The sequence below is a fragment of the Halorubrum sp. DM2 genome, from assembly GCF_901686465.1.
GTDB lineage: Archaea > Halobacteriota > Halobacteria > Halobacteriales > Haloferacaceae > Halorubrum.
This window is the reverse complement of sequence record NZ_LR594487.1, coordinates 160,542-182,933: the sequence shown is the minus strand read 5'-3', so window position 1 is coordinate 182,933 and position 22,392 is coordinate 160,542. Positions and strand designations below refer to the sequence as shown.

22 protein-coding genes are annotated in these 22,392 nt (G+C 70.1%); 10 read left to right on the top strand and 12 right to left on the bottom strand.

The window, feature by feature from the left end; translation table 11 throughout:
* The first annotated feature begins 14 nt into the window (after positions 1-14).
* On the top strand, positions 15-662 hold the full coding sequence (gene deoC / locus QOL69_RS00925) for a deoxyribose-phosphate aldolase (RefSeq protein ID WP_048078178.1): 648 nt from the start codon (positions 15-17) through the stop codon (positions 660-662).
* Here the strand turns inward: deoC and QOL69_RS00920 are convergent.
* The gene (locus tag QOL69_RS00920) at positions 659-3,124 is read right to left on the bottom strand and encodes a methyl-accepting chemotaxis protein (RefSeq protein ID WP_283401675.1); all 2,466 of its coding nucleotides are present in this window, start codon (positions 3,122-3,124) and stop codon (positions 659-661) included. The two genes, deoC and QOL69_RS00920, sit on opposite strands and share 4 nt — an antisense overlap.
* Complete coding sequence (locus QOL69_RS00915; protein WP_283401674.1) at positions 3,121-4,275, bottom strand: BMP family lipoprotein; 1,155 nt, start codon at positions 4,273-4,275, stop codon at positions 3,121-3,123. Before QOL69_RS00915 ends, QOL69_RS00920 begins: the two co-directional genes overlap by 4 nt.
* A 159-nt stretch (positions 4,276-4,434) precedes the next feature.
* Between QOL69_RS00915 and QOL69_RS00910 the strand changes: the two genes are divergently transcribed.
* Positions 4,435-4,659, top strand: coding sequence for a hypothetical protein (locus QOL69_RS00910; protein WP_048078176.1), 225 nt, complete (start codon positions 4,435-4,437; stop codon positions 4,657-4,659).
* Positions 4,660-4,729: 70 nt separating this feature from the next.
* Positions 4,730-4,894, top strand: a complete 165-nt coding sequence (locus tag QOL69_RS00905; RefSeq protein WP_283401673.1) for a hypothetical protein — start codon at positions 4,730-4,732, stop codon at positions 4,892-4,894.
* 17 nt (positions 4,895-4,911) lie between these two features.
* On the opposite strand, the gene QOL69_RS00900 is transcribed toward QOL69_RS00905, so the two are convergent.
* The 4 genes from QOL69_RS00900 to QOL69_RS00885 all read right to left on the bottom strand — a co-directional run bounded on the left by QOL69_RS00900 (position 4,912) and on the right by QOL69_RS00885 (position 7,981).
* Entirely contained in the window at positions 4,912-5,730 is an 819-nt protein-coding gene (locus QOL69_RS00900) for an ABC transporter ATP-binding protein (RefSeq protein WP_283401672.1), read from the bottom strand.
* Positions 5,718-6,518, bottom strand: a complete 801-nt coding sequence (locus tag QOL69_RS00895; RefSeq protein WP_283401671.1) for an ABC transporter permease — start codon at positions 6,516-6,518, stop codon at positions 5,718-5,720. The genes QOL69_RS00900 and QOL69_RS00895 overlap by 13 nt, the downstream gene beginning before the upstream one ends.
* The gene (locus QOL69_RS00890; protein ID WP_283401670.1) at positions 6,518-7,543 is read right to left on the bottom strand and encodes an ABC transporter substrate-binding protein; all 1,026 of its coding nucleotides are present in this window, start codon (positions 7,541-7,543) and stop codon (positions 6,518-6,520) included. The genes QOL69_RS00895 and QOL69_RS00890 overlap by 1 nt, the downstream gene beginning before the upstream one ends.
* Before the next feature lie 216 nt (positions 7,544-7,759).
* Positions 7,760-7,981, bottom strand: a complete 222-nt coding sequence (locus QOL69_RS00885; protein ID WP_048078172.1) for a DUF8149 family protein — start codon at positions 7,979-7,981, stop codon at positions 7,760-7,762.
* 198 nt (positions 7,982-8,179) lie between these two features.
* Here QOL69_RS00885 and QOL69_RS00880 point away from each other — a divergent pair, with 198 nt between their 5' ends.
* The gene (locus QOL69_RS00880; RefSeq protein WP_283401669.1) at positions 8,180-8,986 is read left to right on the top strand and encodes an SDR family NAD(P)-dependent oxidoreductase; all 807 of its coding nucleotides are present in this window, start codon (positions 8,180-8,182) and stop codon (positions 8,984-8,986) included.
* Positions 8,987-9,019: 33 nt separating this feature from the next.
* Here the strand turns inward: QOL69_RS00880 and QOL69_RS00875 are convergent, their stop codons facing one another.
* Positions 9,020-9,640, bottom strand: a complete 621-nt coding sequence (locus tag QOL69_RS00875; RefSeq protein ID WP_283401668.1) for a PadR family transcriptional regulator — start codon at positions 9,638-9,640, stop codon at positions 9,020-9,022.
* A 652-nt stretch (positions 9,641-10,292) separates the two neighbouring features.
* Here QOL69_RS00875 and QOL69_RS00870 point away from each other — a divergent pair.
* The 4 genes from QOL69_RS00870 (at position 10,293) to QOL69_RS00855 (ending at position 15,427) form a co-directional block, all read left to right on the top strand.
* On the top strand, positions 10,293-11,936 hold the full coding sequence (locus QOL69_RS00870; RefSeq protein ID WP_283401667.1) for a heme-binding protein: 1,644 nt from the start codon (positions 10,293-10,295) through the stop codon (positions 11,934-11,936).
* 544 nt (positions 11,937-12,480) lie between these two features.
* The gene (locus QOL69_RS00865) at positions 12,481-12,945 is read left to right on the top strand and encodes a universal stress protein (RefSeq protein WP_048078170.1); all 465 of its coding nucleotides are present in this window, start codon (positions 12,481-12,483) and stop codon (positions 12,943-12,945) included.
* 113 nt (positions 12,946-13,058) lie between these two features.
* Positions 13,059-14,321: a DHH family phosphoesterase gene (locus tag QOL69_RS00860; RefSeq protein ID WP_283401666.1), complete on the top strand. Its 1,263-nt coding sequence runs from the start codon at positions 13,059-13,061 to the stop codon at positions 14,319-14,321.
* 50 nt (positions 14,322-14,371) lie between these two features.
* Positions 14,372-15,427, top strand: coding sequence for a carbohydrate kinase family protein (locus QOL69_RS00855; protein ID WP_283401665.1), 1,056 nt, complete (start codon positions 14,372-14,374; stop codon positions 15,425-15,427).
* Between the two features lie 48 nt (positions 15,428-15,475).
* Here QOL69_RS00855 and QOL69_RS00850 read toward each other — a convergent pair whose 3' ends face one another.
* The 4 genes from QOL69_RS00850 to QOL69_RS00835 all read right to left on the bottom strand — a co-directional run bounded on the left by QOL69_RS00850 (position 15,476) and on the right by QOL69_RS00835 (position 18,140).
* Positions 15,476-16,381: a DUF106 domain-containing protein gene (locus tag QOL69_RS00850; protein WP_048078168.1), complete on the bottom strand. Its 906-nt coding sequence runs from the start codon at positions 16,379-16,381 to the stop codon at positions 15,476-15,478.
* Positions 16,382-16,480: 99 nt separating this feature from the next.
* Entirely contained in the window at positions 16,481-17,104 is a 624-nt protein-coding gene (locus tag QOL69_RS00845) for an adenylate kinase (RefSeq protein WP_048078167.1), read from the bottom strand.
* A 50-nt stretch (positions 17,105-17,154) separates the two neighbouring features.
* Positions 17,155-17,775, bottom strand: coding sequence for a GNAT family N-acetyltransferase (locus tag QOL69_RS00840; RefSeq protein WP_283401664.1), 621 nt, complete (start codon positions 17,773-17,775; stop codon positions 17,155-17,157).
* Positions 17,772-18,140: a universal stress protein gene (locus QOL69_RS00835; protein ID WP_048078164.1), complete on the bottom strand. Its 369-nt coding sequence runs from the start codon at positions 18,138-18,140 to the stop codon at positions 17,772-17,774. The genes QOL69_RS00840 and QOL69_RS00835 overlap by 4 nt, the downstream gene beginning before the upstream one ends.
* A gap of 90 nt (positions 18,141-18,230) precedes the next feature.
* Here QOL69_RS00835 and QOL69_RS00830 point away from each other — a divergent pair, with 90 nt between their 5' ends.
* Both QOL69_RS00830 and QOL69_RS00825 read left to right on the top strand, forming a co-directional pair.
* Positions 18,231-18,962 (top strand): DUF5806 family protein, encoded by a 732-nt coding sequence (locus QOL69_RS00830; RefSeq protein ID WP_048078163.1) that lies wholly within the window; start codon positions 18,231-18,233, stop codon positions 18,960-18,962.
* Between the two features lie 2 nt (positions 18,963-18,964).
* Entirely contained in the window at positions 18,965-20,554 is a 1,590-nt protein-coding gene (locus tag QOL69_RS00825) for a sensor histidine kinase (RefSeq protein WP_283401663.1), read from the top strand.
* A gap of 25 nt (positions 20,555-20,579) precedes the next feature.
* Here QOL69_RS00825 and QOL69_RS00820 read toward each other — a convergent pair whose 3' ends face one another.
* Complete coding sequence (locus tag QOL69_RS00820) at positions 20,580-22,301, bottom strand: aldehyde ferredoxin oxidoreductase family protein (RefSeq protein ID WP_283401662.1); 1,722 nt, start codon at positions 22,299-22,301, stop codon at positions 20,580-20,582.
* Positions 22,302-22,392: the final 91 nt, after the last annotated feature.

The following is a 22,392-nucleotide window of genomic DNA, read 5'->3' as shown; positions in this document are numbered from 1 at the left end:
GCCACGGGAGAGACATGAACCGCGAGGAGTTCGCCGCCAGCATCGACCACACCGTGCTCGGCCCGGAGACCACGTGGGCCGACACTCGAACCGTTCTCGACGAGGCCGCCGACCACGGGATGAACGCCTGTATCCCGCCCTGCTACGTCGCCGAGGCGGCTGCGTACGAGAACGCCCCCGACACGATTGCCACCGTCGTCGGGTTCCCGCACGGCCAGCACGCCCCGGAAGTCAAGCGCGACGAGGCAGTCGCGGCGTGGGAGGACGGCGCGGACGAGATCGACATCGTGATCAACGTCGGCCGGCTGAAGGCCGGCGACGACGGGGCGGTCGCCGACGAGCTCTCCGACGTGGTCGCCGCCGTCCCGGTCCCCGTGAAGGTGATAATCGAGACCGCGCTCCTCGACGACGGCGAGAAGCGCCGCGCCTGCGAGGCCGCCGTCGCCGCCGACGCCGCCATGGTGAAGACTTCGACCGGCTTCGCGGACGGCGGCGCGACGGTCCCGGACGTGGAGCTGATGAGCGAGTACCTCCCGGTCAAGGCCTCCGGCGGCGTCGGCTCCTACGAGGAGGCGATGGCCATGCTCGACGCGGGCGCGGTTCGGATCGGGGCCTCCTCGGGCGTCGAGATCGTCGAGGGACACCCCGAGAGCCCGAATTAACGTTCGGCTGACTGCTCCCGATCGTCTGACGACCTGTTTCGGCTATCTGACGGCCCGTCTCGTCCGTCTGACGACCCGTCCACCTCGTTCGACGGCCGTTTCCGCCCGTCGCCGTCGGCGGCGAGCCCGTCGTCGGGCGTCGAGTCGTTACCGGGCGTCGAGCCCTCGCCGGATCCGGCGGTCGCTCCGTCCGTTCCGTCGTCGATCTCGTCGGGGTCGACGTCGACCTCGAAGGCCGAGACCGACTCCGAGAGCGACGCCGCCTGGTCCCTGAGCCGGTCGGCGTTCTCCGCGATGGTAGTGACGGTCGCCGTCTGCTCCTCGGCGGCCGCGGACACCTGCTCGGACCCGGACGCGACCTCGCCGCTCACCTCGGCGACGTCCTCGACGCCCTCGACCGCGCGCTGCGTCGACCGCGCCTGGTCCTCGGCGGCCTCGCTTATCTCCTGGACGCCGTGGTTCGTCTCCTCGACCGCGTCGACGACCGCTTCGAGCGACGAGGAGGCCTGTCGGACCGTGTCGGCTCCCTCGTCTATCCGGGCGTTCGTCTCGCGGATGTTGTCGACGGTCTCGTCCGTCTCCTCGCGGACGCTTTCGATCTGCGATTCGATCTCCGCGGCGGCGTCCTGCGTCTCCTCGGCGAGGTCCTTGACCTCGTCGGCGACGACCGCGAAGCCCTCGCCGGCCTCGCCCGCGCGGGCGGCCTCGATCGAGGCGTTCAGCGCGAGGATGTTCGTCTGCTCGGCCACGTCGGTGATGAAATCGACGACCTCGTCGATCTCGTCCATCCGGTCGTCGAGCGCCTCCATCTGATCGACCGCGGCCGCGGAGCGGTCTTCGATCGCGTCCATCTCGTCGAGCGCCTCGGTGGCCGCCTCGCGGCCGGCCGCCCCGCGCTCCGAGGCGGCCTCCGCGGTCTCGGCGACGGACGCGGCCGACGAGGCGACCTCCTCGATGCTCGCGGAGAGGTCGCTCATCTCGTCGCCCACCGCGTCGAGCTGTTCGTCCTGTCTGACCGCGCCGTCCGCGATCTCCTGAATCTGCTCGCTGACGGTTCCGCTCGCGGTCTCGACCTCGTCCGCGCCGGCCGCGAGGTCCGCGCTCGCGTCGTCGACCTCGCCGGCGAATGCGGCCACCCGAGCGGTGGTCCGCTCCAGCTGCGCCACCATGTCGTTGAACTCCTCGGCGATCTCCCGCATCGCGTCGCGGTCGGCGTCGGGGTCCATCCGGCGGGTGAGATCGCCGTCGGCGACCGCGCCCATCACCTCGCTGTAGTCGGCCGCGCGCGCCTCCATGTCGCGGGTGACGGCCTCGGCCTCCTCGCGGGCCGCCTCGGCCTCGTCCGCCGCGGTCTCCGCCTCGCCGATCCGCTCGCGGAGCGAGTCGCGCATCTCGGCGAAGCTCGTGAACAGGCGGCCGATCTCGTCGATCCGACCGGTCGACAGGTCCACGTCGAGCTGGCCGGACTCGATCCGCTCGGCGCGGTCCCGCAGCCGCGCGAGGGGAACGACGGTCCGGCTGCCCAACACGACGCCGACGACGCCCAGCGACGCGAGCGTGAGGAGGATGAGGAGCAGCACCGAGTTCCCCACGTCGTTTCGAACCGCGAAGGCCGTCGACTGGTCGACGCTCGTGACCGCGACCCAGTCGGTCTCGGGGACCGACGCGTACGCGTGGACCTGCCCGTCGCCGATCCGCGTCGCCGTCGTGGCGTTCCCCTCCCGGACCGTCCCGATGCCGTCGGCGTGTTCCGCCTCGTCCGCCGTACCGTCGATGTCGAGGACGGTCTCGCCGGCCGCGTTGAGGATCATGGTCTCCTCGCCGGTGTCGGTGTTCTGGATCCGGTCGAGCTGCGGCTGGATCCGGGTCACCACGACGAGGTACCGCCCGTCGTCCCGCGGCACGGAGCTGGCGAACGCCATCACCGGTCTGTCGTTCAGCACCGGCGACCGGTACGAGCGGGCCGACTGCCAGACGCGGTCGTCGTCGCCGACCCCCTCCGGCACGTCGGCGTCGCTCCACGGCGCGTCGAGGTCGCTCGGCGCGCGGCCTTCGAGCGGCCGCTCCGTGCTGGCGACGACCCGGTCTTCCCCGGAATCGACCACGTGGATACTGACGATGTCCCCGGAGAGCAGCTCGTCTTTCAACAGGATGTACGCCGGTGCGCGCCGGTCGGACCGGAGGGCGTCGGCCGCCGACATCGACCGCGTCTCGGTCCGCATCCGCTCGGTCCACGAGCCGATCGCGTCGGCCTGGAGGCCGCCGGTCTCGGCCAGTTGGGTCGTCGCGTCGGACTCGACGGTCTGTTCGGTCTGGAGGTAGGTGAACGCGCCGCCGGCGACGACGACCGCCGCGACGACGAGGAACGCCAGCGCGAACTTGGCGGCGTACCGGCGGCGGATCGCGTCCGGGAGGACGCCGTCGACGACGCGCGCCAGCCGTCCGATGATCCCGTCGCTCATTGGCCCACCTCTTCGGGGTCCGAGGGGACCGACAGGTCGCCGGCGACGATCCGCTCGCCGGACTCGGCGATGGCGGCGCGGACCTCGTCCGGGATCACCGGACCGAGCGACGTGCCGTACACGAGCGCGACGCCGTCCTCGGCGAGGCCGAGGGCCGTCGTCGACCCGGTGTCGAGGTCGCCGTCGATCGTCCGCTCGGCGGCGTCGTACACCGCGGTGCCGACCCGCTTCACCATCGACGCCAGAATCACGTCCGCGTACCGCGGGTTGCTCCGCGACTGGTCGGAGTCGACGCCGATCGCGTACCGGCCGTACTCCTGTGCGGCCTGGAACACGCCGAGCCCGCTGCCGCCGGCCGCGTGGTACACCACGTCGGCCCCCGCCTCGTACATCTCCGCGGCGGCGTCGTACCCGCCCTCGGGGTCGTCGAAGTCGCCGAGGTAGGTGGAACGGATCGACACGTCCGCGGCCGCGTGGTCGACGCCGGCGCGGTAGCCCGCCTCGAACTTGCGCACGAGGTCCGACTCGACGCCGCCGACGTAGCCGACGGTCCGCTCGTCGGGGCGGGTCGACCCCGCGCCGACGGACAGGTCGCGGCTCGTCACCACCCCGGCGAGGTGGCCGGCCTGGAACGACCCCTCGTGTTCGCGGAACACGTAGCTCGCCACGTTGTCGCGGTCGACGACCGAGTCGACGATGGCGTACCGCTGGTCCGGGTACTCGCCCGCGACCGTCGAGAGCGCGTCCGCCTGAAGGAAGCCGATACAGCAGACCAGGTCGTAGTCGGGGTCGTCCGACGCCGACAGGTCGGCCTGTGTCGTCTCGAACTCCGGAACCGATGTCGGCTCCTCGTTCGCGAACGCCACGTCGTGGTCGAGGCGAGCGCGCTGGATCCCCCGGTTGGCGGCGTCGTTGAACGACCTGTCGTCGAGCCCGCCGAGGGCGTATATCATTCCGACGGTCGTGCCGGCGTCGACCGCGTCCCGATCCCCATCCGTCCCGCCGTCCGTCGAGTCCCCGTCCCCGGACTCGATCGACGCCGCGCCGGACGTCTCGTCGCCGAGACAGCCGGCCAGCGTGCCCGCGACCGCGCCGCCGAGACCGGCGGCGAGACGGCGGCGAGAGAGCGTCGTGGTTCGAACGTTATTCATCTCGTGGGTATCCGCAGGAGGGGAATAAAACGCCTCCGCGTAAATTATCAACGCCGATAGAAAGTGACGGTAGCCACTCTCTCCCGCGGTCTCGGCGGCGTTCTCCGAGAGTGAGAATCCCGCCCGACGGGTTTACCTTCGAGACGCGTACGGGGAACCATGAGTCACCAATCGGGATCGCCACGCTTCGACCTCGACGCGGCGTTCAAGGCGTTCGGCGCGGTCGGGATCGCCATCTCCGTCGCGCTCGTCGTCGCCGTGTTCGCGCTGACCGACCCGTTCGGAGAGTACGTCACCGCCTCGCCCGCCGTCTTCGGCACCCTCCTCTCCGTCGTCCTCGTCGCGGCGGTCGGCTACACGACGTACGCCCTCCGGCGGCGCTGACGGGACGTGCGTTCCGCGGGTCGAGCGCGACGGCGGGAGACATAAACCGCTCGCGGGCGGACGGACGCGTATGACCGACGAGTCGACCGACGCGGCGGTGGAACGGTTCCTCGACCGAGCGGCGTCAGCGCTCGACGACTACGATCAGGGGTACGCCGACGCGGACGCGACGCTGGCAACGCTGCGGACACACGTCGACGAGCTGTCGGCGAGCGTCGAGGAGACGGAGGAGTAGGCGGTACGGCGGTCCGACTACGGGCCGGCACCGATCAGTTCTCGCACGCGACCGACGTACTCGGCGAAGGCGGCGTCGCCGCGCTCGCGGGGGCGCTCGACGTCGACATCGACGACCTCGCGGACGCGGCCCGGGTCGGCGGCCATCACGACGATCCGGTCCGCGAGCGTCACCGCCTCCGCCACGTCGTGCGTGACGAAGAGGACGGTCTTCCCGGTCGACTCCCACACGTCGAGCAGCTCCCGCTGGAGCATCTCGCGGGTCTGGGCGTCCACCGCGCCGAACGGCTCGTCCATCAGGAGGAGGTTCGGGTCGACGGCGAGCGCCCGCGCGATGGCGACGCGCTGTTTCATCCCGCCCGACAGCGACTTGGGGTAGGCGTCGCGGAACTCCGTCAGCCCGACCAGTTCGAGCATCTCGTCGACCCGGCGCTCGCGCTCGTCGGGCGACCGGTCGCTCCGTTCCAACCCGAACCCGACGTTCTCCGCGACGGTCAGCCACGGGAACAGGTGGTACTCCTGGAAGACGACGCCCATGTCCGTCGTCGGCCCGGTGACTTCGGTGCCGTCGAGCAGCACCCGCCCGTCCGTCGCCTCGGTCAGGCCGGCGACGATCCGGAACAGCGTCGTCTTCCCGCACCCCGAGGGGCCGACGAGACAGACGAACTCGCCGTCGGCGACCGAGAACGACACGTCGTCGAGCGCGCGCACCGGATCGCCGTCGCCGTCGCCGGCGTACGTCTTGCCGACCGCGTCGAGCGCGACGCTCGCGTCCGCGGGCGGGAGGGAGCCCGTCTCTTCCTCGTCGGCCGCGCCGTTCCCGTTCACGCCCGCCATACCAACACCCTCCGTTCGACCGCGCGGAACGCCACGTCGACGAGCAGGTACATCAGGCTCAACACGAGGATGTACGCGATCGCCTGGTCGACCGCGAGGTTGTTGCTGGCGCGGATGATCTCGCGGCCGACCCCGGGAACGCCGAAGATCTCCGAGGCGACGACAAGCATCCAACACCGTCCCAGTCCGGTCCGGATCCCGGTCATGATCCCCGGCGTCGCCGCCGGCAACACGATCGACCGGACCGCGTCGAGGTCGCCCCGGACGCCGAGCGTCCGTCCCACGTCGAGGAGGTCCTCCGAGACGCCCTCGACGGCACCGTACGCCGCGTAGAAGTTGATCCAGAACGCGCCCACCGCGATGATGAAGGCCGCGCCCCAGTCGTTGATGCCGAACCACGCGATCGCGAAGCCGATCAGCGCGAGCGGCGGCACCGGCCGCAGCGTCCGGACGAGCGGCGCGGTGAGGTCGTCGAGCAGGCGGCTCCACCCGAAGGCGACCCCCGCGGCGACGCCGAGCGCGGTCCCGGCGACGGTGCCGGGGATCCAGTGCCGGACGCTCTGGTAGAGCGGCGTCGTCATGTCTCCCGAGGCCAGTTCGCTGCCGAACGCCCCGGCGACCGCGACCGGCGAGGGGACCACGTACGCGGGCGAGCCGAGGGAGACGACGTACCAGACGGCGAGGAACCCCGCGACGCCGAGCGCGCCGCGGAGGAGCCGGCGGGGGTCATCGAGACCGATCGCGACGGCCGCGTCCCCGTCCAGTTCCGATCCGGTTTCTGTCGCCATCAGAGCGAGTCGTACACCTCCAGATCGAATATCTCGTCGGTCGACAGCTGTTCGTCGATCTGGTCGTTTCCGGCCGCGAACTCCGAGAACACCTGCGTCGCGTCCGTGATCTCGTTAGGGTCCGTGATGAAGTTCGACAGCGGCGAGTCGAGCGCGTTCCGCGCGCGGTCGACCGGCATCCCGATCCCCTCGTTGACGTGTTCGGCCGTCGCGTCCGGCTCCTCGCCGATGAACTCGGTCGCGCGGACGTGCTGTTCGAGGAACTGCGCCGCGAGCGGCGAGTCCCGCACCGCGTCGCTCATCAGGGTGACCGCGGCGGGCTGGCCGGGGAGGACCTCGGCGGCGGTCCGAAGCATCGTCACGGACGAGCCCTCCGCCTGCGCGATGGTCGGCACCGGCTCCATGATCGAGGTACCGTCGATCTCGTCGTTAGCGATCGCCTGCCAGACCGAGCTGGCACCGCTGATCTCGATGATCTCCACGCTGTCGTTCGACTCGGGGTCGACGCCGACGTCGCGGAGCCAGTAGCGGAGCAACACGTCGGGAACGCTCCCCTGCGGGAACGTTCCGAACGTGAACGGCTCGCCCTGCTCTTCTTCCCACGTCGCGAACGCGTCGCCGCCCTGCTGCTCGAACGTCTTGTGGAACGACGACTCCGCCATGATCCCCATCGGCTCGCGGATGTTCGCCGCCGTCACCCGCGCCGGGATCCCGTTGTCTATCGCGATCATGGCGGGGACGATCCCGAACATCGCGACGTCGATGTCGCCGCCGCCGAGCGCCTGAACGATCGCCGGGCCGTTGCCGAACTCCTGTCCGGAGACCTCGGCGTCGATCTCGGAGAAGTAGCCCTCGCCCTCCATCACGTACCACTGGAGGTCGGGGTAGATCGGCATGTGCGCGACCGTCAGTTCGTCGAGTCCGCCGCCACCGCCGCCGAGACAGCCGGCGAGTCCGACCGTCGCAGTTCCGCCCGCGGCCGCGAGGAAGGACCGCCGCGACGCTGTCCGCGTTGATTCGTACATACTAACGGAAACGGGTCCGCGGGGAACACCCTCGCGTCACCAGCAACTGAAGCGGATTCCAATGACGCCGTCAGATAGCCGAAAACTGATTTGGGGACCGCTTTCGGGATATTAACCGGTCACAACAGTTGATGGCCCGTCACCGATCGGCGCAAATATTGTTGGTATGTGTCCTCGGCCGCACCGCTCGCACGGCGGCCGGTCGCGTCCCGTCGCTCACGGGTCCTCGGTCGACTCCTCGTCGAACAGTCCGAGATCCTCGGCGACGAGGTCGGCGAGGCGGTCTTTGATCGCCGGATCGACCTCCGCGACCTCGTCGCCGTCGTGTTTTTGCGCGTTGTGTTTATCGAGCGCGTCCGCGAGGTCGTCGAGGGGGACGCGGGTCTCCGTCTCGCACTCGTCGCACACGATCGGGACGGACGGCTCGTCGGTGGACATTGTTCGGTCAATCGCCCGTCGCGGGTATATGCCTTCGGGCGTCGACTCGGAATCGGGCGGCGCGTTCGGACGGGATCCGGTCCGACATGCGGGTCCCGGTCCGATATGCGGGTCCCGGCCCGACACGCGGGTCCCGGTCCGACGGCCGGGAACGCCGCGAACCGCCACCGTCTACTGACCCCGCCGCGAACGCCGCCCATGGACGTGCTCGTGACGGGGGCGGCGGGCGGGATCGGCGGCGGGGTCGCGCGCTCGCTCGCGGCCGCCGGCCACGACGTTCTCGGCGTCGACGTGGACGCCGAGGGGCTCGCCGCCCTGCCGGACGCGGTCGAGACCGCGGTCGTCGACCTCCGCGACGAGGTCGCCGTCCGGGCGCTGCTCGCGGACCGGCCGCTCGACGCGGTCGTCTCCTGTGTCGGCGGCTACGAGATCGCGTCGGTCGAGGACACCTCCGTCGAGGCGTTCCGCCGGCAACTGGACACGAACCTGACGGCGGTCCACGCGACGGTGTCGGCGGCGCTCCCGACGCTACGCGAGCGCGGCGGGCGGGTCGTGATCGTCGGCTCGATGGTCGGGTCGGTCGCCCTTCCGTACCACGGCGCGTACAGCGCCGCGAAGGCCGGACTCGACGGGTACGTCGACGCGCTCCGCCGAGAGGTCGCCCCTCACGGGGTCGACGTGACGCTGGTCGAACCCGGTCCCGTCCCGACCGGGTTCAACGAGCGGGCGGCCGCCGCGGCCGCCGAGGTCGACGAGGCGGACGGTCCCTACGCCGACGCCTACCGCGCGTTCGAGGGGTACTCCCCGGCGGCGACCGACCTCGAAACGGTCGTCGAGCGCGTGGTGACCGCGACGACCGCGGACCGGCCGCGGACACGCTACCGCGTGAGCCGCCGAGCGCGGTGGCTGCCGCGGCTGGCACGCGTCCTCCCCGACCGACTGTACGATCGGCTCGTCCGCGCGGGACTCCCCGGCGGGATCCTGTGGCGGCTGCTCCATCGGTGAGCCGCCGCTGTTCACCGCGAGTCGCGCCCGCGGTCAGTCGTCGGCCGCCCCGGATGACGCCTCCTCGGACTCGTCGGCGTCGTCCGCGGTCTCCGTTTCGGGCGTTTCGGCTTCTGTCTCGCCGGTTTCGACCGAATCAGTTTCGGCCGCGTCGCTCTCGTCGTAGAACTCCTCGGGCGAGGCGTCGATCCGCTCGAACTCGCCGAAGTCGCGCTCGTGGTGGCGGATGATCTGTTCGACGATCCACGCGCTGTACCGCTCCGAGTACGCCCACTCGGCGTCGGCGTCGGCCACTTGGAAGCGGTCGTCGGTGGCGAGCGCGGCGTACAGGTGGTAAAAGCCCAAGACGACGTCGCCGAAGTCGCGCGCCTCGCCGCCGATCGCCGCGCGCTTCTCCGCCAGTTCCTCGCGGCCCGCGTCGGTGAGCGCGAAGTACTTGCGGTCCGGCTCGTCGGCGCGTTCGACGCGCTCCGCGACCCCCTCCTCCTCGAACTTGTATAAGATTGGGTAGACGGAGCCGTAGGAGGGCTCCCAGTGGCCGCCGCTTATCTCCGTGATCTCGCCGAGCAGCTCGTAGCCGTACCGCGGGCGCTCGTCGAGCAGCTCCAAGACGAGGTACGAGATCAGTCCTTTCGGCGGGCCGCTTTTCCGCATTATCCCCACCTTTCGGGGTCGCGCTGAAAGGGTTTTGGTCACGGCGACGAGGAACGCAAGCCGCGACGATCCCGGCGATTCGAGCGCTTCGACGAACAGGTATTTGCGGTGGCGCGTGCCTGCGAGCGGTCGCCCCTGGCGACCGCGAGACAGCACCGCGCGAGGTCGCCGGCGGCTTTGCCGCCGGCTGCCAGAGAATCTTCGATTCTCGCTGGAGTCAGTCGCCGGAGCGAAGCGGAGGCGACTGACGAGGCTGGGGAGGCGTGAGGTGCGGTGCTGTGCGGGGCGGGACTCGAAGGGGCAGTCGCGAGGACGAAGCACGACGAAGCAAGCACCGCAGGAGCGAACGCAGTGAGCGACGAGGAGCACAGCGAGTCGCGCGAGTCCCGCGAGCGAAAGCGAGCGGGACCACGAAAGACGCAGCGCCGAGCGAAGTGAGGCGACCGTCTTTCGGAGGTCCTCGCGACTGGGGCTTCGGTGGTCCCGGTCACGGAATTACCCGCGGAAAATCTAGTCACGCACAGCCGATCAGCGGAGACTTCGAAACCACTGATGCCGTTTCCGTCTCTGACTCGACCGGGAACGGTCCGATTGATTTCCGCGTATCGGGACGACCCGCAAGCCCCTAAGTCGCGGGGACCCAAGCCGGCACATGGTCGAGGCTCCACAGACCGCCGAAGGGTGGTTCTCGCTACACGACTTCCGCTCGATCGACTGGGACGCCTGGCGCGACGCGCCGGAGTCCGAACGGCAGCGAGCGATCGAGGAGGGAGTGTCCTTCCTGAAACACCGCGAACTGGTCGCCGACGCGGACGCGGGCGAGTCCGCGCTGTTCTCCGTGCTCGGGCACAAGGCCGACCTCCTGTTCTTACACTTCCGACCGTCGCTCGACGACCTCTCGTCGATCGAGCGCCGCTTCGAGGACACCGCGCTCGCGGAGTTCACCGAGCGCGAGACCTCGTACGTCTCCGTCACCGAGGTGTCCGGGTACGTCTCGGACGACTACTTCGAGGAGGGGGCCGACGCCGTCGACGAGGGGCTACGCCGGTACATCGAGGGGAAGCTGAAACCCGAGATCCCCGACGACGAGTACGTCAGCTTCTACCCGATGAGCAAGCGCCGCGGCGAGGAACACAACTGGTACGACCTCGACTTCGAGGAGCGCGCCGACCTGATGGCGGGCCACGGGGAAGTCGGCAAGGAGTACGCGGGGAAGATCAAACAGGTGATCGCCTCCTCCGTCGGCTTCGACGACCACGAGTGGGGCGTCACGCTGTTCGGCGCGGACCCGACCGACATCAAGGACATCGTCTACGAGATGCGGTTCGACCCCGCCTCCTCGCGGTACGGCGAGTTCGGTGACTTCTACGTCGGCCGCCGGTTCCCGCCGCGCGACCTCGACGCCTTCCTCGCGGGCGAGACGGTCCCGACCGGGCGCGTCCCCGACGAGGACAGCGCCGGCCACCCCCACGGCGAAGGGAGTCATCACGGCGACGACGCGCACGGCCACGGCGACGACGGACACGGCCGCGGCGAGGGACACGACCGTTCCGGGGCTGGCGGGGGCCCCGCCCACGGCGACCACCCGCACGGCGACGAGGAGGCCGGCGGCGAGGGCGATCACCCACACGGCGAGGGCGGCAGTCACGGGGGCAAGGGGGACGCCCACGGCGATCACGGCGGCGACGGCGGTCACGGCGACGAGAGCGACGACGCGGACATCCGCGGCGAACTCGCCGACCTCGACATCTACGCCGGCAAGCCGCACGGCGAGGACGTGTACGCCACCGTCCTCTACAGCGAGGCCGACGTCGACGAGCTGTTCGACGAGGTCGAGGGACTGCGCGGCAACTTCGACCACTACGGCACCCACGTCAAGACCGCGGTGTACGAGGGGCGTCACACCGACCGCGCCGCCGTCGTCTCCATCTGGGACACGGCGTCGGCGGCCGAGACCGCGGGCGGCTTCCTCTCGGAGCTGCCCGACATCGTCGCGCGCGCCGGCGAGGAGTCCGGGTTCGGGACGATGGGGATGTTCTACACCGTCAAGCCCGACTACCAGACGGAGTTCGTCGACACCTTCGACGACGTGGGCGGGCTGCTCGCGGAGATGGACGGCCACGTCGAGACCGACCTGATGGTGAACGTCGAAGACGAGAACGACATGTTCATCGCCAGCCAGTGGAACGCGAAGGAGGACGCGATGCAGTTCTTCCGCTCTGACGAGTTCTCCGAGACCGTCCAGTGGGGCCGCGACGTGCTCGCCGACCGACCGCGGCACGTCTTCTTGGCCTGATACGGTTCGGGTCGGTCCGTTCCGGTCGGTGAACGACGCGCCGATTTTAGATCGCTGATCAGCGCGAACACCCCCGAAGTCCCAGCCGCTCGGTACGACGAGACTACTTCCGACAACACGGCCACCGAAGCCCCAGCCGCGAGGACGCCGCACGCTCGCTGCGGTCCTCAGTCGCTCACTTCGTTCGCTCCCTGCGGTCCTTACGTCGCCTGCGGCGTCCTCGCGGCTGCCCCTTCGAGTCCCGCCCCGCACCGCACAGCAACAGCACCTCACGCCTCCCCAGCCTCGTCGACCTCCCTCCGCTTCGCTCCGGTCGGTCGACTCCAGCGAGAATCGAAGATTCTCTGGCAGCCGGCGGCTTCGCCGCCGGCTATCAGAGAGACCGGAGGTCTCTCCCTACTCGCGGTCGCCGGTGGCGACCGCTCGCAGGCACGCGCCACCGCACTACGGTTCGTCAAATTGCCGACGACCCGTTCCCAAACGTCTCGCTCTCGGAGCGGACCGACCGCCGGGTTTTACCTACTCCACCGGCCAACGACCGTCCATGTTCGACACCATCGTGGTCGCGACCGACGGCTCCGACAGCGTCCAGCGGGCCGTCTCCGTCGCGGTCGACGTCGCGGCGCGGTTCGATGCCGAGGTCCACGCGGTGTACGTCGTCGACGCCAGCGAGGTGGAGTCGTCGCCGGACACGGTGCGCGACGACCTCCGCGAGGCCTTAGACGACCAGGGCCGCGACGCGCTCGACCGCGTCTCGGACGCCGCCAGCGACCGCGACGACGACCTCGACGTGACGATCGAGGTCCGCGAGGGACGGCCCGCCTCGGAGATCGACGCGTACGCCCGCGACGTCGACGCCGACCTCGTGGCGATGGGGACGCGGGGGCGTCACGGCGAGAACCGATTCCTCATCGGCTCCGTCGCCGAGCGCGTCGTCCGCACCTGCCCGATCCCGGTGTTGACCGTGCGACAGCTCACCGAGGAGGACCCGCGGCGGACCACGATCTGACGGGCGGCGAGCGACACGCGAGAGCCACGCCCCCGTGACCGACGCCGGGTCCCGCGACCGCCGAGCCGGCGCGAGAGCGGCGGAGTTTTCCGGCTGCCGCCCGGCTCGACGGTATGGACGACGACCTCATCGACGCGGGGGACGCCCCCCGATCGCGGTACACGAAGCTGCCCGGAACGGGATTCTTCTACCCCGACTCGCTCGACGACGAACGCGCGGAGCGGCGGGCCAGAGAGACGATCGAGGGCAGCGAGGCGGTCGTGATCGCCGACGGCGACGCCGACGGGCTCGCCTGCGCCGCGATGATCCGCGAGGCGTACGACGCCGCGCTCGACGTCGCCCCCTTCGAGGACGCCATTGCGGCGCGGCTCGCGGACGAGGCGGACGCGGACGACGACGAGCGCGACGAGGACGGGGAGAGCGACGACGACCGCGACGACGAGACGGACCCGACCGCCGACGCCCACGCCGAGTCGCCGGTCGGGCTGCTCTCCGCGGGCCCGTACTCGATCGACACGGCGCTCGAACGCGTCGACGCCTACGCGGACGACGATATCGACCTGTTCGTCTGTGACCTCTGTCCCGACGACTACGAGTGGATCGCGGACTCCCTCGAAGCGCTCGCGGACTCGACCGACTCGATCCGCTGGTTCGACCACCATCAGTGGGACGACGGGACCGCGGCGGCGGTCCGCGAGGCAGGCGTCGACCTCGTCGTCGGCGACTCGGACGAGGAGTGTACCGCCGACGTGACGCTCCGGTCGCTCGACCACGCGTTCGACGACCGATGGGCGGAGCTGGCGACCGTGACCCGCGACCACGACCTCTGGATCAAGGAGGACCCGCGGTCGGACGACCTCGCGGACTACTCCTACTGGGCGGGCGCGGAGGAGTACGCGGCCGTCATCGGCGCGTACGGGGTCGACCTCCCCGAGACGGTCCGGTCGTTCGTCGAGGACCGGCGGGTTGAGAAGGAGGCGCGCATCGACCTGGCGGTCGACCGCGCGGTCACCCACGAGGTCGGCGACTGGCGCGTCGCGGTTACCTACGGGCGCTGCTCGCAGAACGAGGTCGCAGAGCGGCTCCGCGAGAAGGGGGCCGACGCCGCCGTGATCGTCAAGCCCGCCGGCTCCGCGTCGATCCGCGGCTCCGAGGACTTCCGACACGCCCACGAGGTCGCCGGGAAGGTCAACGGCGGCGGCCACCCGCAGGCCGCGGGCTGCAAGCCCGACATCTACGACGACATGCTGGATTACGCCCACCACTGGAGCACCGAGGGACAGGCGTGTAAACGCGTGATCCTCGCCGCGTTCGAGGCGGTCGCGGAGGAGGTCGAGGACGCGGACGCCGGCGGCGACGGCGAGACGGGCGAGTAAGCCGGTCCCGATCCCCACCTTCATATCGCTCGACTCCGCTTGTCCGGCCGATGGCGGACTTCTTCGTGGCCGGCGAGACGCTCGTCGACTTCGTGCCCGAGTCGGGCGCGACGCTGCGCGACGTCGGCGGCTACGCGCATCGACCCGGCGGCGCGCCGGCCAACGTCGCGGTCGGGCTGGCGCGGCTCGGCACCCCGCCCGCGTTCTGGACGCGCCTCGGCGACGACTCCTTCGGCAATTTCCTCGCCGAGACGCTCGCCGACGAGGGGATTCCCGAGACCTACGTCAAGCGCGTTGAGGGGAAGACGACGCTGGCGGTGGTGTCGCCGCCGGACGCTGCCGGTCCTCGATTCGGCTTCTACGGCTCGCGCGGCGTGACGTTCGGGTTCGACCCGGACGCGGTCCCGACGGAGGCGCTGACGACTCCCGACAGAGAGGCATCGCCGGAGGGAGCGGCGTCACCTGCCAGAACGACCGCACCACCGTGGGTCCACCTCGGGGGCGTGGCGCTGACCCACCCGAGGGGGCGGGCGGCGACCCGCGAACTGTGCTCGGCGGCGACCGCCGCCGGCTGTCCGGTGTCGTTCGACGTGAACTACCGGTCGGACCTCGTGCCGGACGGCGCGGGGGAGGCCGTGTCGACCGCGGTCCGGGAGGCGGTGGCCGCGAGCGGCGTGGTGCTGTGTAGCGACGAGGACGTCGCGGCCGCCGGGCTGTCGACGAACGAGGGAACCGAACTGGCCCGCGACCTCCTTGCCGCCGGAGCGCACACCGCGGTCGTCACGCTGGGCGACGAGGGCGCGCTCGCAGTCAGTTCCGAGGCGTCCCCGTGGGGGGCCGCGACGGTCCGCCGCGGCGGGTTCGCGGTCGAGGCCGTCGACGCGACCGGTGCCGGCGACGCGTTCACCGCCGGGTTCCTCTCGCGGATCACGGGCGGTCGGAGAGACGAATCCGCAGACGGCGGTGGAAACGCCCTCCGCGAGGCGATCGCGTTCGGTAACGCGACCGCGGCGCTGTCGGTTCGGGAGGTCGGCGGGATGGGGTCGATCCCGTCGCGGGAGACGGTCGAGTCGTTCCTCGCGGAACGGGAAGAGAGAGCGGGGTGAAACGGGGAGAGAGCGAACGGGGTGAAGACGGGGAGCGGGTCGCGTCGTCTACGAGGAGGACGGCGACATCTCGATGTTGAGGCTCTTTTGGACGATCTGCGTGAACGCCATCGAGCAGAGGAAGTACCAGAGGATCCACATCTGGATCGGGCCGACGATCCCCGTGTCCCACGTGACGGTGCCGGCGAGCGGGACCACGAGCTCCTGTGCGGCGACGGCCGGGTACTCCGCAGTGGACCCGCGGTAGCCGATCACCCAGAACATCCAGAGGAACGCCGGGATGGTGAGGAACATGATCCACACCATCGGGCGGAACTGCTCTTTGAACATGCCGAGCTGGTCGCCCATCGCCTCCATCTGCTCTTCTTGGATCTCGTCGAGCGCCTCGTCGTCGTCGCGCTCTTCGGCCTCCTTCCGGCGTTCTTGGATGTCTTTCATCCGGTCTTGGTACATGGCCATCTTCTCCATGTCCATGAGCCCGGCGCGCAGCAGCGTCGAGTACAGCCCCGTCCCGAGCGCGATCACCATGATCACGACGTAAAAGGGGACGACGTTTAGGAGCGGCCCGAGGACGACGTCGATCCCGCCGGCGATCGCGTTGCGGACCGGGCCGACCGCGTAGCCGACGAACGCGCCGACCGTCGCCAGCCCCGCCAGCTTGTCCCACTTCGACCAGCTGGTCGTCTCGGGGGTCTCCACGTCGCTGCCGCCCGAGTCGTCGTCCTCCAAGCCGGCCTCGATCTCGTCGCGGTCGGCCAGCGCGAATCCCTCCTCGCCGTCGACGAGGATCTCCTTCTCGATGAGCCGGCCCCACTGTCCGCTGGATATCTTGTCGCGGACGTCGACCCATCGGACTTCGCCGCCGCTGGCGTTGTCGAGAACGGTCTCGATGGCGTCCCGCATCTCGCCGTCCTCGCGGACCAGCGAGCGGACCCGCCGTTCGACTTTGCTCATTAGCGGCCGATTAGCAGTCGATGGTTAAGAACCTTGTAGGATCGCGGCTCGGGTCGGTCTTCGACGACGCCGCGATTTGGCTTTCGATGACGACGCGATTTAGCTCTCGACGACGTCGGCGATCCGATCGAAGACCTCGTCCGGCGTCGCCTCCCCGTCGACCTCGACGAGGACGCCCTCGTCGCGGAAGTGGTCGACGACCGGCTCGGTGTTCTCGTAGAAGACCTCCAGCCGCTCGCGGGCGGTCTCCTCGGTGTCGTCCTCGCGCTGGATCAGTTCGCCGCCGCACTCGTCGCAGACGCCCGGCTCCTCCGGCGGCTGGAACTCGACGTGGTAGTTCGCACCGCAGTCGTCACAGACCCGGCGTCCCGTGAGCCGGTCGACGAGGACCTCTTCGTCGACGTCGAGCAGGATGACGGCGTCGAGGTCCGTAATCGAAGAGAGGTACTCCGCCTGATCGAGGTTGCGCGGGTAGCCGTCGAGGACGAACCCGTCGGCGTCGGCCAGCGCGGCCTCGACGATCTCGTTGACGACCGGGTCCGGGACCAGTTCGCCCGCGTCCATGAACGACTTCGGCGTGCCGTACTCCGTCTCCATCTCCTTGTTCGCGCGGAGCGCGTCGCCGGTCGTGACGTGTTCGACGCCGTACTCGTCGGCCAGCTTCGCGCTCTGTGTCCCCTTTCCGGCACCGGGTGCCCCGAGGAGTAGAATTCGATGGCTCATACCGGACTGGTCGCGCGCCGCCCCTAAAGACTTGAAGATTCCGGCCAACGCTACTCGGCCGCGTCGCCCCCGTCGCCCTCCGGCTCCTCGATCTCGCCGTCGGTCCTCGACTCCCCGGTCTCGCCGTCGGTCTCGGCCTCGGGGTTCAGCCGCAGCCCCATCTCCAGTTCGAAGCTCTCGGCGTCGGAGGTCTCGAAGCCGATCTTTTTGTACAGGGAGACGGCCGCGCGGTTCCACCGCTCGACGGTGAGCCACACCTTCTCGACGCCGTTCGCCTGCCCGTGGCCGAGCAGCCCGCGGATGAGGTGCGTACCGATCCCGGCGCGCTGGTACGCCTGGTGGACGAAGATCGCCAGTTCATAGGCGTCGCCGTCGGGCACGAGCGTCGCGTGGCCGGCCGCCTCGTCGCCGCACCAGGCGATCACGTTGTAGCAGTCGCCGGGGAGGATCGCCTCCAGCCACTCACGGATGCGCTCTTCGCCGCCCGGCGGGATCCCCTGCGCGCGGTCGGCCGGGTCGAAGCTGTCGTACATCTCCACGAGCGCCTCGCGGGCCTCGTCGTCCCCCTCGTACGGCCGGACCTCGATCTCGCGGTCCTCGCGGTCGGTGAACGTCGTCGGCGGCGGCGGGAACTCGTCGGCCACCGCGTCCGGGTACCCTCGGTCGCTCATCTGACCAGCGTGACCGAGGTCTTGGCGTTCAACAGGACGAACTCCGCGATCGACCCGATCGTGATCTTCCCCATCGGACTCGTGTGTCCGCCGCCGAGGACGATCTCCTCGAACCCCTCCGTCTCCGCGATCTCGACCAGCCGGCTCCCCGGGTCGCCCTCGACGCGCCGCACCTCGGCGTCGATCCCCGCCTCGTCGACGGCCGTCGTGGCCCGGTCCGCGACCTCGTCGGGCGACACCGAGGAGTCCTCGTTGTCGACCACGGCGATCGTCAGGTCGTCGTTCGCGACCGCCGCGCGCTCCACCGTCCGGTCGAGCGCGCGGAACGAGTCGTCGCTGCCGCCGATCCCGCAGAGCACCTTCATGTGGTGTCCCTCCACGCGACGGTACAAAAGTGGATCTCCGAGCGGTCGGCCACCGACAAGGCTTTTGCCCGGCCGCGGGGTTTCAACGGTATGAGCGACGACACCGGTCCGGCCGCCGACTCGGCCGACGAGACCGGCGGCGGAGCGGACGTCCCCGGCGGCGAGACCGGTGACAAGGCAGACGCGCCCGGCGACGAAGCGGACGTACCCGGCGGCGAGAGCGACGAGACCGGCGCAACGAACGCTTCCGACGGAACCGACGAGACCGGCGCAACGAACGCGTCCGACGACGTCCCGCGCGACGTCCGCAAGTACGAGCGGTTCAAGAAGATGGACGGGGCGCGCTACGAGCGCGTCAACGAGTTCCTGCGCGACCGGACGTACATCACGGCCCGCGAGTGGGCGATCGCGCGGCTCTGCGCCGACTTCCGCACCGAAACCGGCGTCGAGATGACGAAGATCGGCGAGAACCTCCCGGAACTCGTCCCCTTTATGACCGACACGTACACGCCGCAGGCGGTCAATCAGGCGCGATACTCCTTCGAGGAGAAGGTGACGAAGGCGGGCGCGACGTTCCTCTACGGCGCGATGTCGGGCTTCTTCACCGCCGAGGACTTAGACGAGATGATGTACGAGGTGACGGAGGTGGCGAAGTTCCTGCTGGAAGTGGAGGGCGTCGACCTCGCGGTCGCGGACGAACTGGAGGCCGAAGATAGGATTAGCGAGGTGATGCGCGACGTGCGCGCCTCCTCGGCCGACCTCCGTGGCGAGGAGGTCCGCTGCCCCGAGTGCGGCCACGTCCACGAGCCGACAGGGGAGTGACGATGGACGGATTCCCGGCGGCGTTCGACGCGCTCCCCGACCCGGTCGTGACCGTCGACACCGACGGCGTCGTCCGGGGCGGGAACGCGCGCGTCGAGTCGGTACTCGGGCACGCGCGAGACGACGTGGTCGGGATGGCCGTCGGAGAGCTGTTCTTCGACCCCGACGGGGGGGACGCGGGCGACGAGCTACGCCGGTACGTCGCCGACCCGGAACACCGGTCGATGTCGGTCGGGCTCGACCTCTGTGCCCGCCGGGCGGACGGGAGCGCGCTGCCCGTGGCGCTCGGGTTCGCCCCGTTCGACCGGGACGGCGAGACGCGCCTGCTGGTCACGGTCGTCGACGACAGCGCCGAGCGCAGGGCGGAGACCGACCTCCACCGCCGGACGCAGACCCTAGAAGCCCTCCACGAGGCGACGCAGGACCTCTTAAAGACCACCGACAGGGAGGTGGCCGCGGAGGCGGCCGTCGAGTACGTCGAGGAAGTCCTCGGCCACCCGATCGCGGCGATCTGGCTGTACGACGCGGACCGGGACCTCCTCGAACCCATCTCGTGGACGGCGCGGGCCGACGAGGTCGTCGGCGACCACCCGACGTACACCGCCGAGGGTCGGAGCATCTCGTGGGCGGTGTTCGAGTCCGGACAGCCGGAGTACGTCTCGGACACGCGGGCGGACCCGGACCAGTACAACGCGGACTCGCCGATCCGGAGCGAACTCGTACTCCCGCTCGGGCGGTACGGGGTAATAAACGTCGGGGCGACCGAGCCGGAGGGGTTCAGCGACGCCGACCTCGCGGTCGCCCGCCTGTGGGCCGCGACGGTGACGATGGTGTTCGTCCGGATCGAACGCGAGCGACAGCTCCGGACGCGAGAGGCGGAGATCGCCCGCGAGCGGGACCGGCTGGAGGAGTTCGCGAGCCTCGTGAGCCACGACCTCCGGAACCCGCTCAACGTCGCCGCCGGGAACCTCGACCTGCTCCGCGAGCGCCTCGAAGCCGGACAGGAGGACGTGACGGAGCTGGACGTGATCGGCCGGTCGCTCGACCGGATGCAGGAGCTAGTCGAGGACATGCTGGCGCTCGCCCGACAGGGGACCGAGATCGACGACACCGAGGTCCTCTCCCTGTCGGCGCTGGCCGAGGAGTGCTGGGACGGCGTCGACACCGAGTCGGCCGAGCTGGTCGTCCGGGGCGACGTCGCCGTCCGGGCCGACCGGAGCCGACTGCGGCAGGCCCTCGAAAACCTGTTCGCGAACAGCGTGGAACACGGTTCCACGAGCAGTCGGGCGGAGCCCGACGACAGCGTCGTCCACGGCGGCGACGACGTCGCCGTCGCGGTCGGGTCGCTCGACGACGGCGAGGGCTTCTACGTCGAGGACGACGGGCCGGGGATCCCCGTAGAACAGCGCGAGGAGGTGTTCGAGCCGGGGGTCTCGACCGACCCCGACGGCACCGGATTCGGGCTGAGCATCGTCGCCGAGGTCGCCGAGGCGCACGGCTGGACGGTCGAGATCGCCGAGAGCGAGAGCGGCGGCGCGCGGTTCGAGTTCCGTGGCGTCGCCGTCGAGCCGGACGGCGCGAGCGAGGAGTAGACCGCCGACGCTCGGCTGCGAAGCGTCAGTCGTCCGCGGTCGCCCGGCCCCCCGCGTCGAGACCGTCGCCGGGGTCGGGAACCGTGCCGTCGTCGTTCCAGCCGCGGATCGCGTAGTACTCCGAGAGCGCCGCGTCGAACCCTGAGATTGCGTCGGCGTACGGGAGGGTGTCGTCCTCGCGGTCGAAGCCGCGGGCGTTGTTGAACGCGCGCTCCAGCTCCACGACGCGAGCGCCGAGCGACTGGAGGTCGTCGTAGTCGGCGTCCAGCAGGGCGGCGAGGTGGTCGTCGGTGACGGTGCCTCGCGAGAACTTACAGACGACCGCCGAGTCGAGGACCGCGTTGCGGTTCTCCTTCTCGACGAGCTTCGGCGGCTTCCCGTCGAGCCCCGTCGGGTCGAAGGCGTCGTCGGGGTCGACGAGCGGGTACTCGTACGGGTAGAACTCCCCGTACATGTGGTCCGCGCCGCGGTTCGCGGTCGCGAACGCCAGCCCCTGCCCGTTGAGCGCGCGGCCGTCGTGGCCGGAGAAGGGCATCCCCTTCACGGTCCAGTCGTCGGCACCGAACTCCTCGTGGGCGCGGTGGACGCCCTCCGCGAGCTTGTCGCCCACTCCCTCGCGGTAGGCGATCTGCTCGACGAGCGAGCGGACCAGCCCCGCGTTGCCGAACTCGTCTTCGGACTCCAAGAACATCGAGACCACGTCGCCACAGGAGATGGTGTCCATCCCCAGCTCGTCGCACAGCTCGTTCGCGCGCATCACGTCGACGATGTCGTCGACGCCGGCGTTCGAGCCGAACGCCATCACCGTCTCGAACTCCGGGCCCTCCGTCTCGACGCCCGTCTCCTCGTCGCGGGTGGGGAGCTTACAGGCGAACGCGCAGCTTGAGCAGGTCCCCTTCTTGTACTTCTTCTCTTCGACGCGGTCGCCGGAGATGCCCTCGACGCCCTCGAACGACCGCTCCGAGAAGTAGTACGACGGGAGCGCGTCCACCTCGTTGGCCAGCTCCGTCACGCTCGTCGTCCCCTGTCGTTTCATGATCGAGTCGGAGGTGGCGGCCGCGCGGTGGATCTCGCCCGCGTCGTCCGGCCAGTCGAGGTCGACCTCTGCGTCTGCGTCACCCGCGAACGTCAGGGCCTTCACGCCCTTCGACCCGAGGACCGCCCCCAGCCCGCCGCGCCCGAACGCCCGCGTGTCCGAGGTCATCACCGACGCGAACCGGACGCCGTTCTCGCCCGCGGGACCGATACAGGCGACGTGTTCGGCCGAGAGGTCGTGGCTCTCCGCGAAGCGGTCGGAGACGGCCGACACCTCGGCCTGCTGTAAGTCCGGGACCTCCTCGAAGGTCACGTCCGGCTCGCCGTCCGGGCCGACCTCGCGGACGTGGACCGCGAGGAGGTCGTCGCTCGCGCCGACGAGTTCGACCGCGGCGTACCCCGCGCCCGTGACGTTCCGCGAGAGGAACCCGCCCGCGTTCGACGACAGGAGACCGTTCGTGAGCGGCGAGAGGCCCGTGGCCGCCATCCGGCCCGTGTACGAGGTCGTCGAGTACTGCATCGGGCCGGTCGAGAGGTACAGTCGGTTCTCCGGGCCGAGCGGGTCGGCGTCGAACGGGATCCGGTCGTACGCGAGCGACGTGTTGAGCCCGCGGCCGCCGACGAACGAGTCGAGCCGGTCGTCGATCGGCGTCGTCGTCGCGGTTCGCTCCGTCAGGTCAACGGTGAGGAGCGGCCCCTGTGCGTGTCTCATGGGCGTACGGAACGAGCGAGCGGCGATAAAACTCGGGGTGAGATCGGGGAGACTACGACGGGCAGATTCGGTTCGGAGATGTACCCGTCCG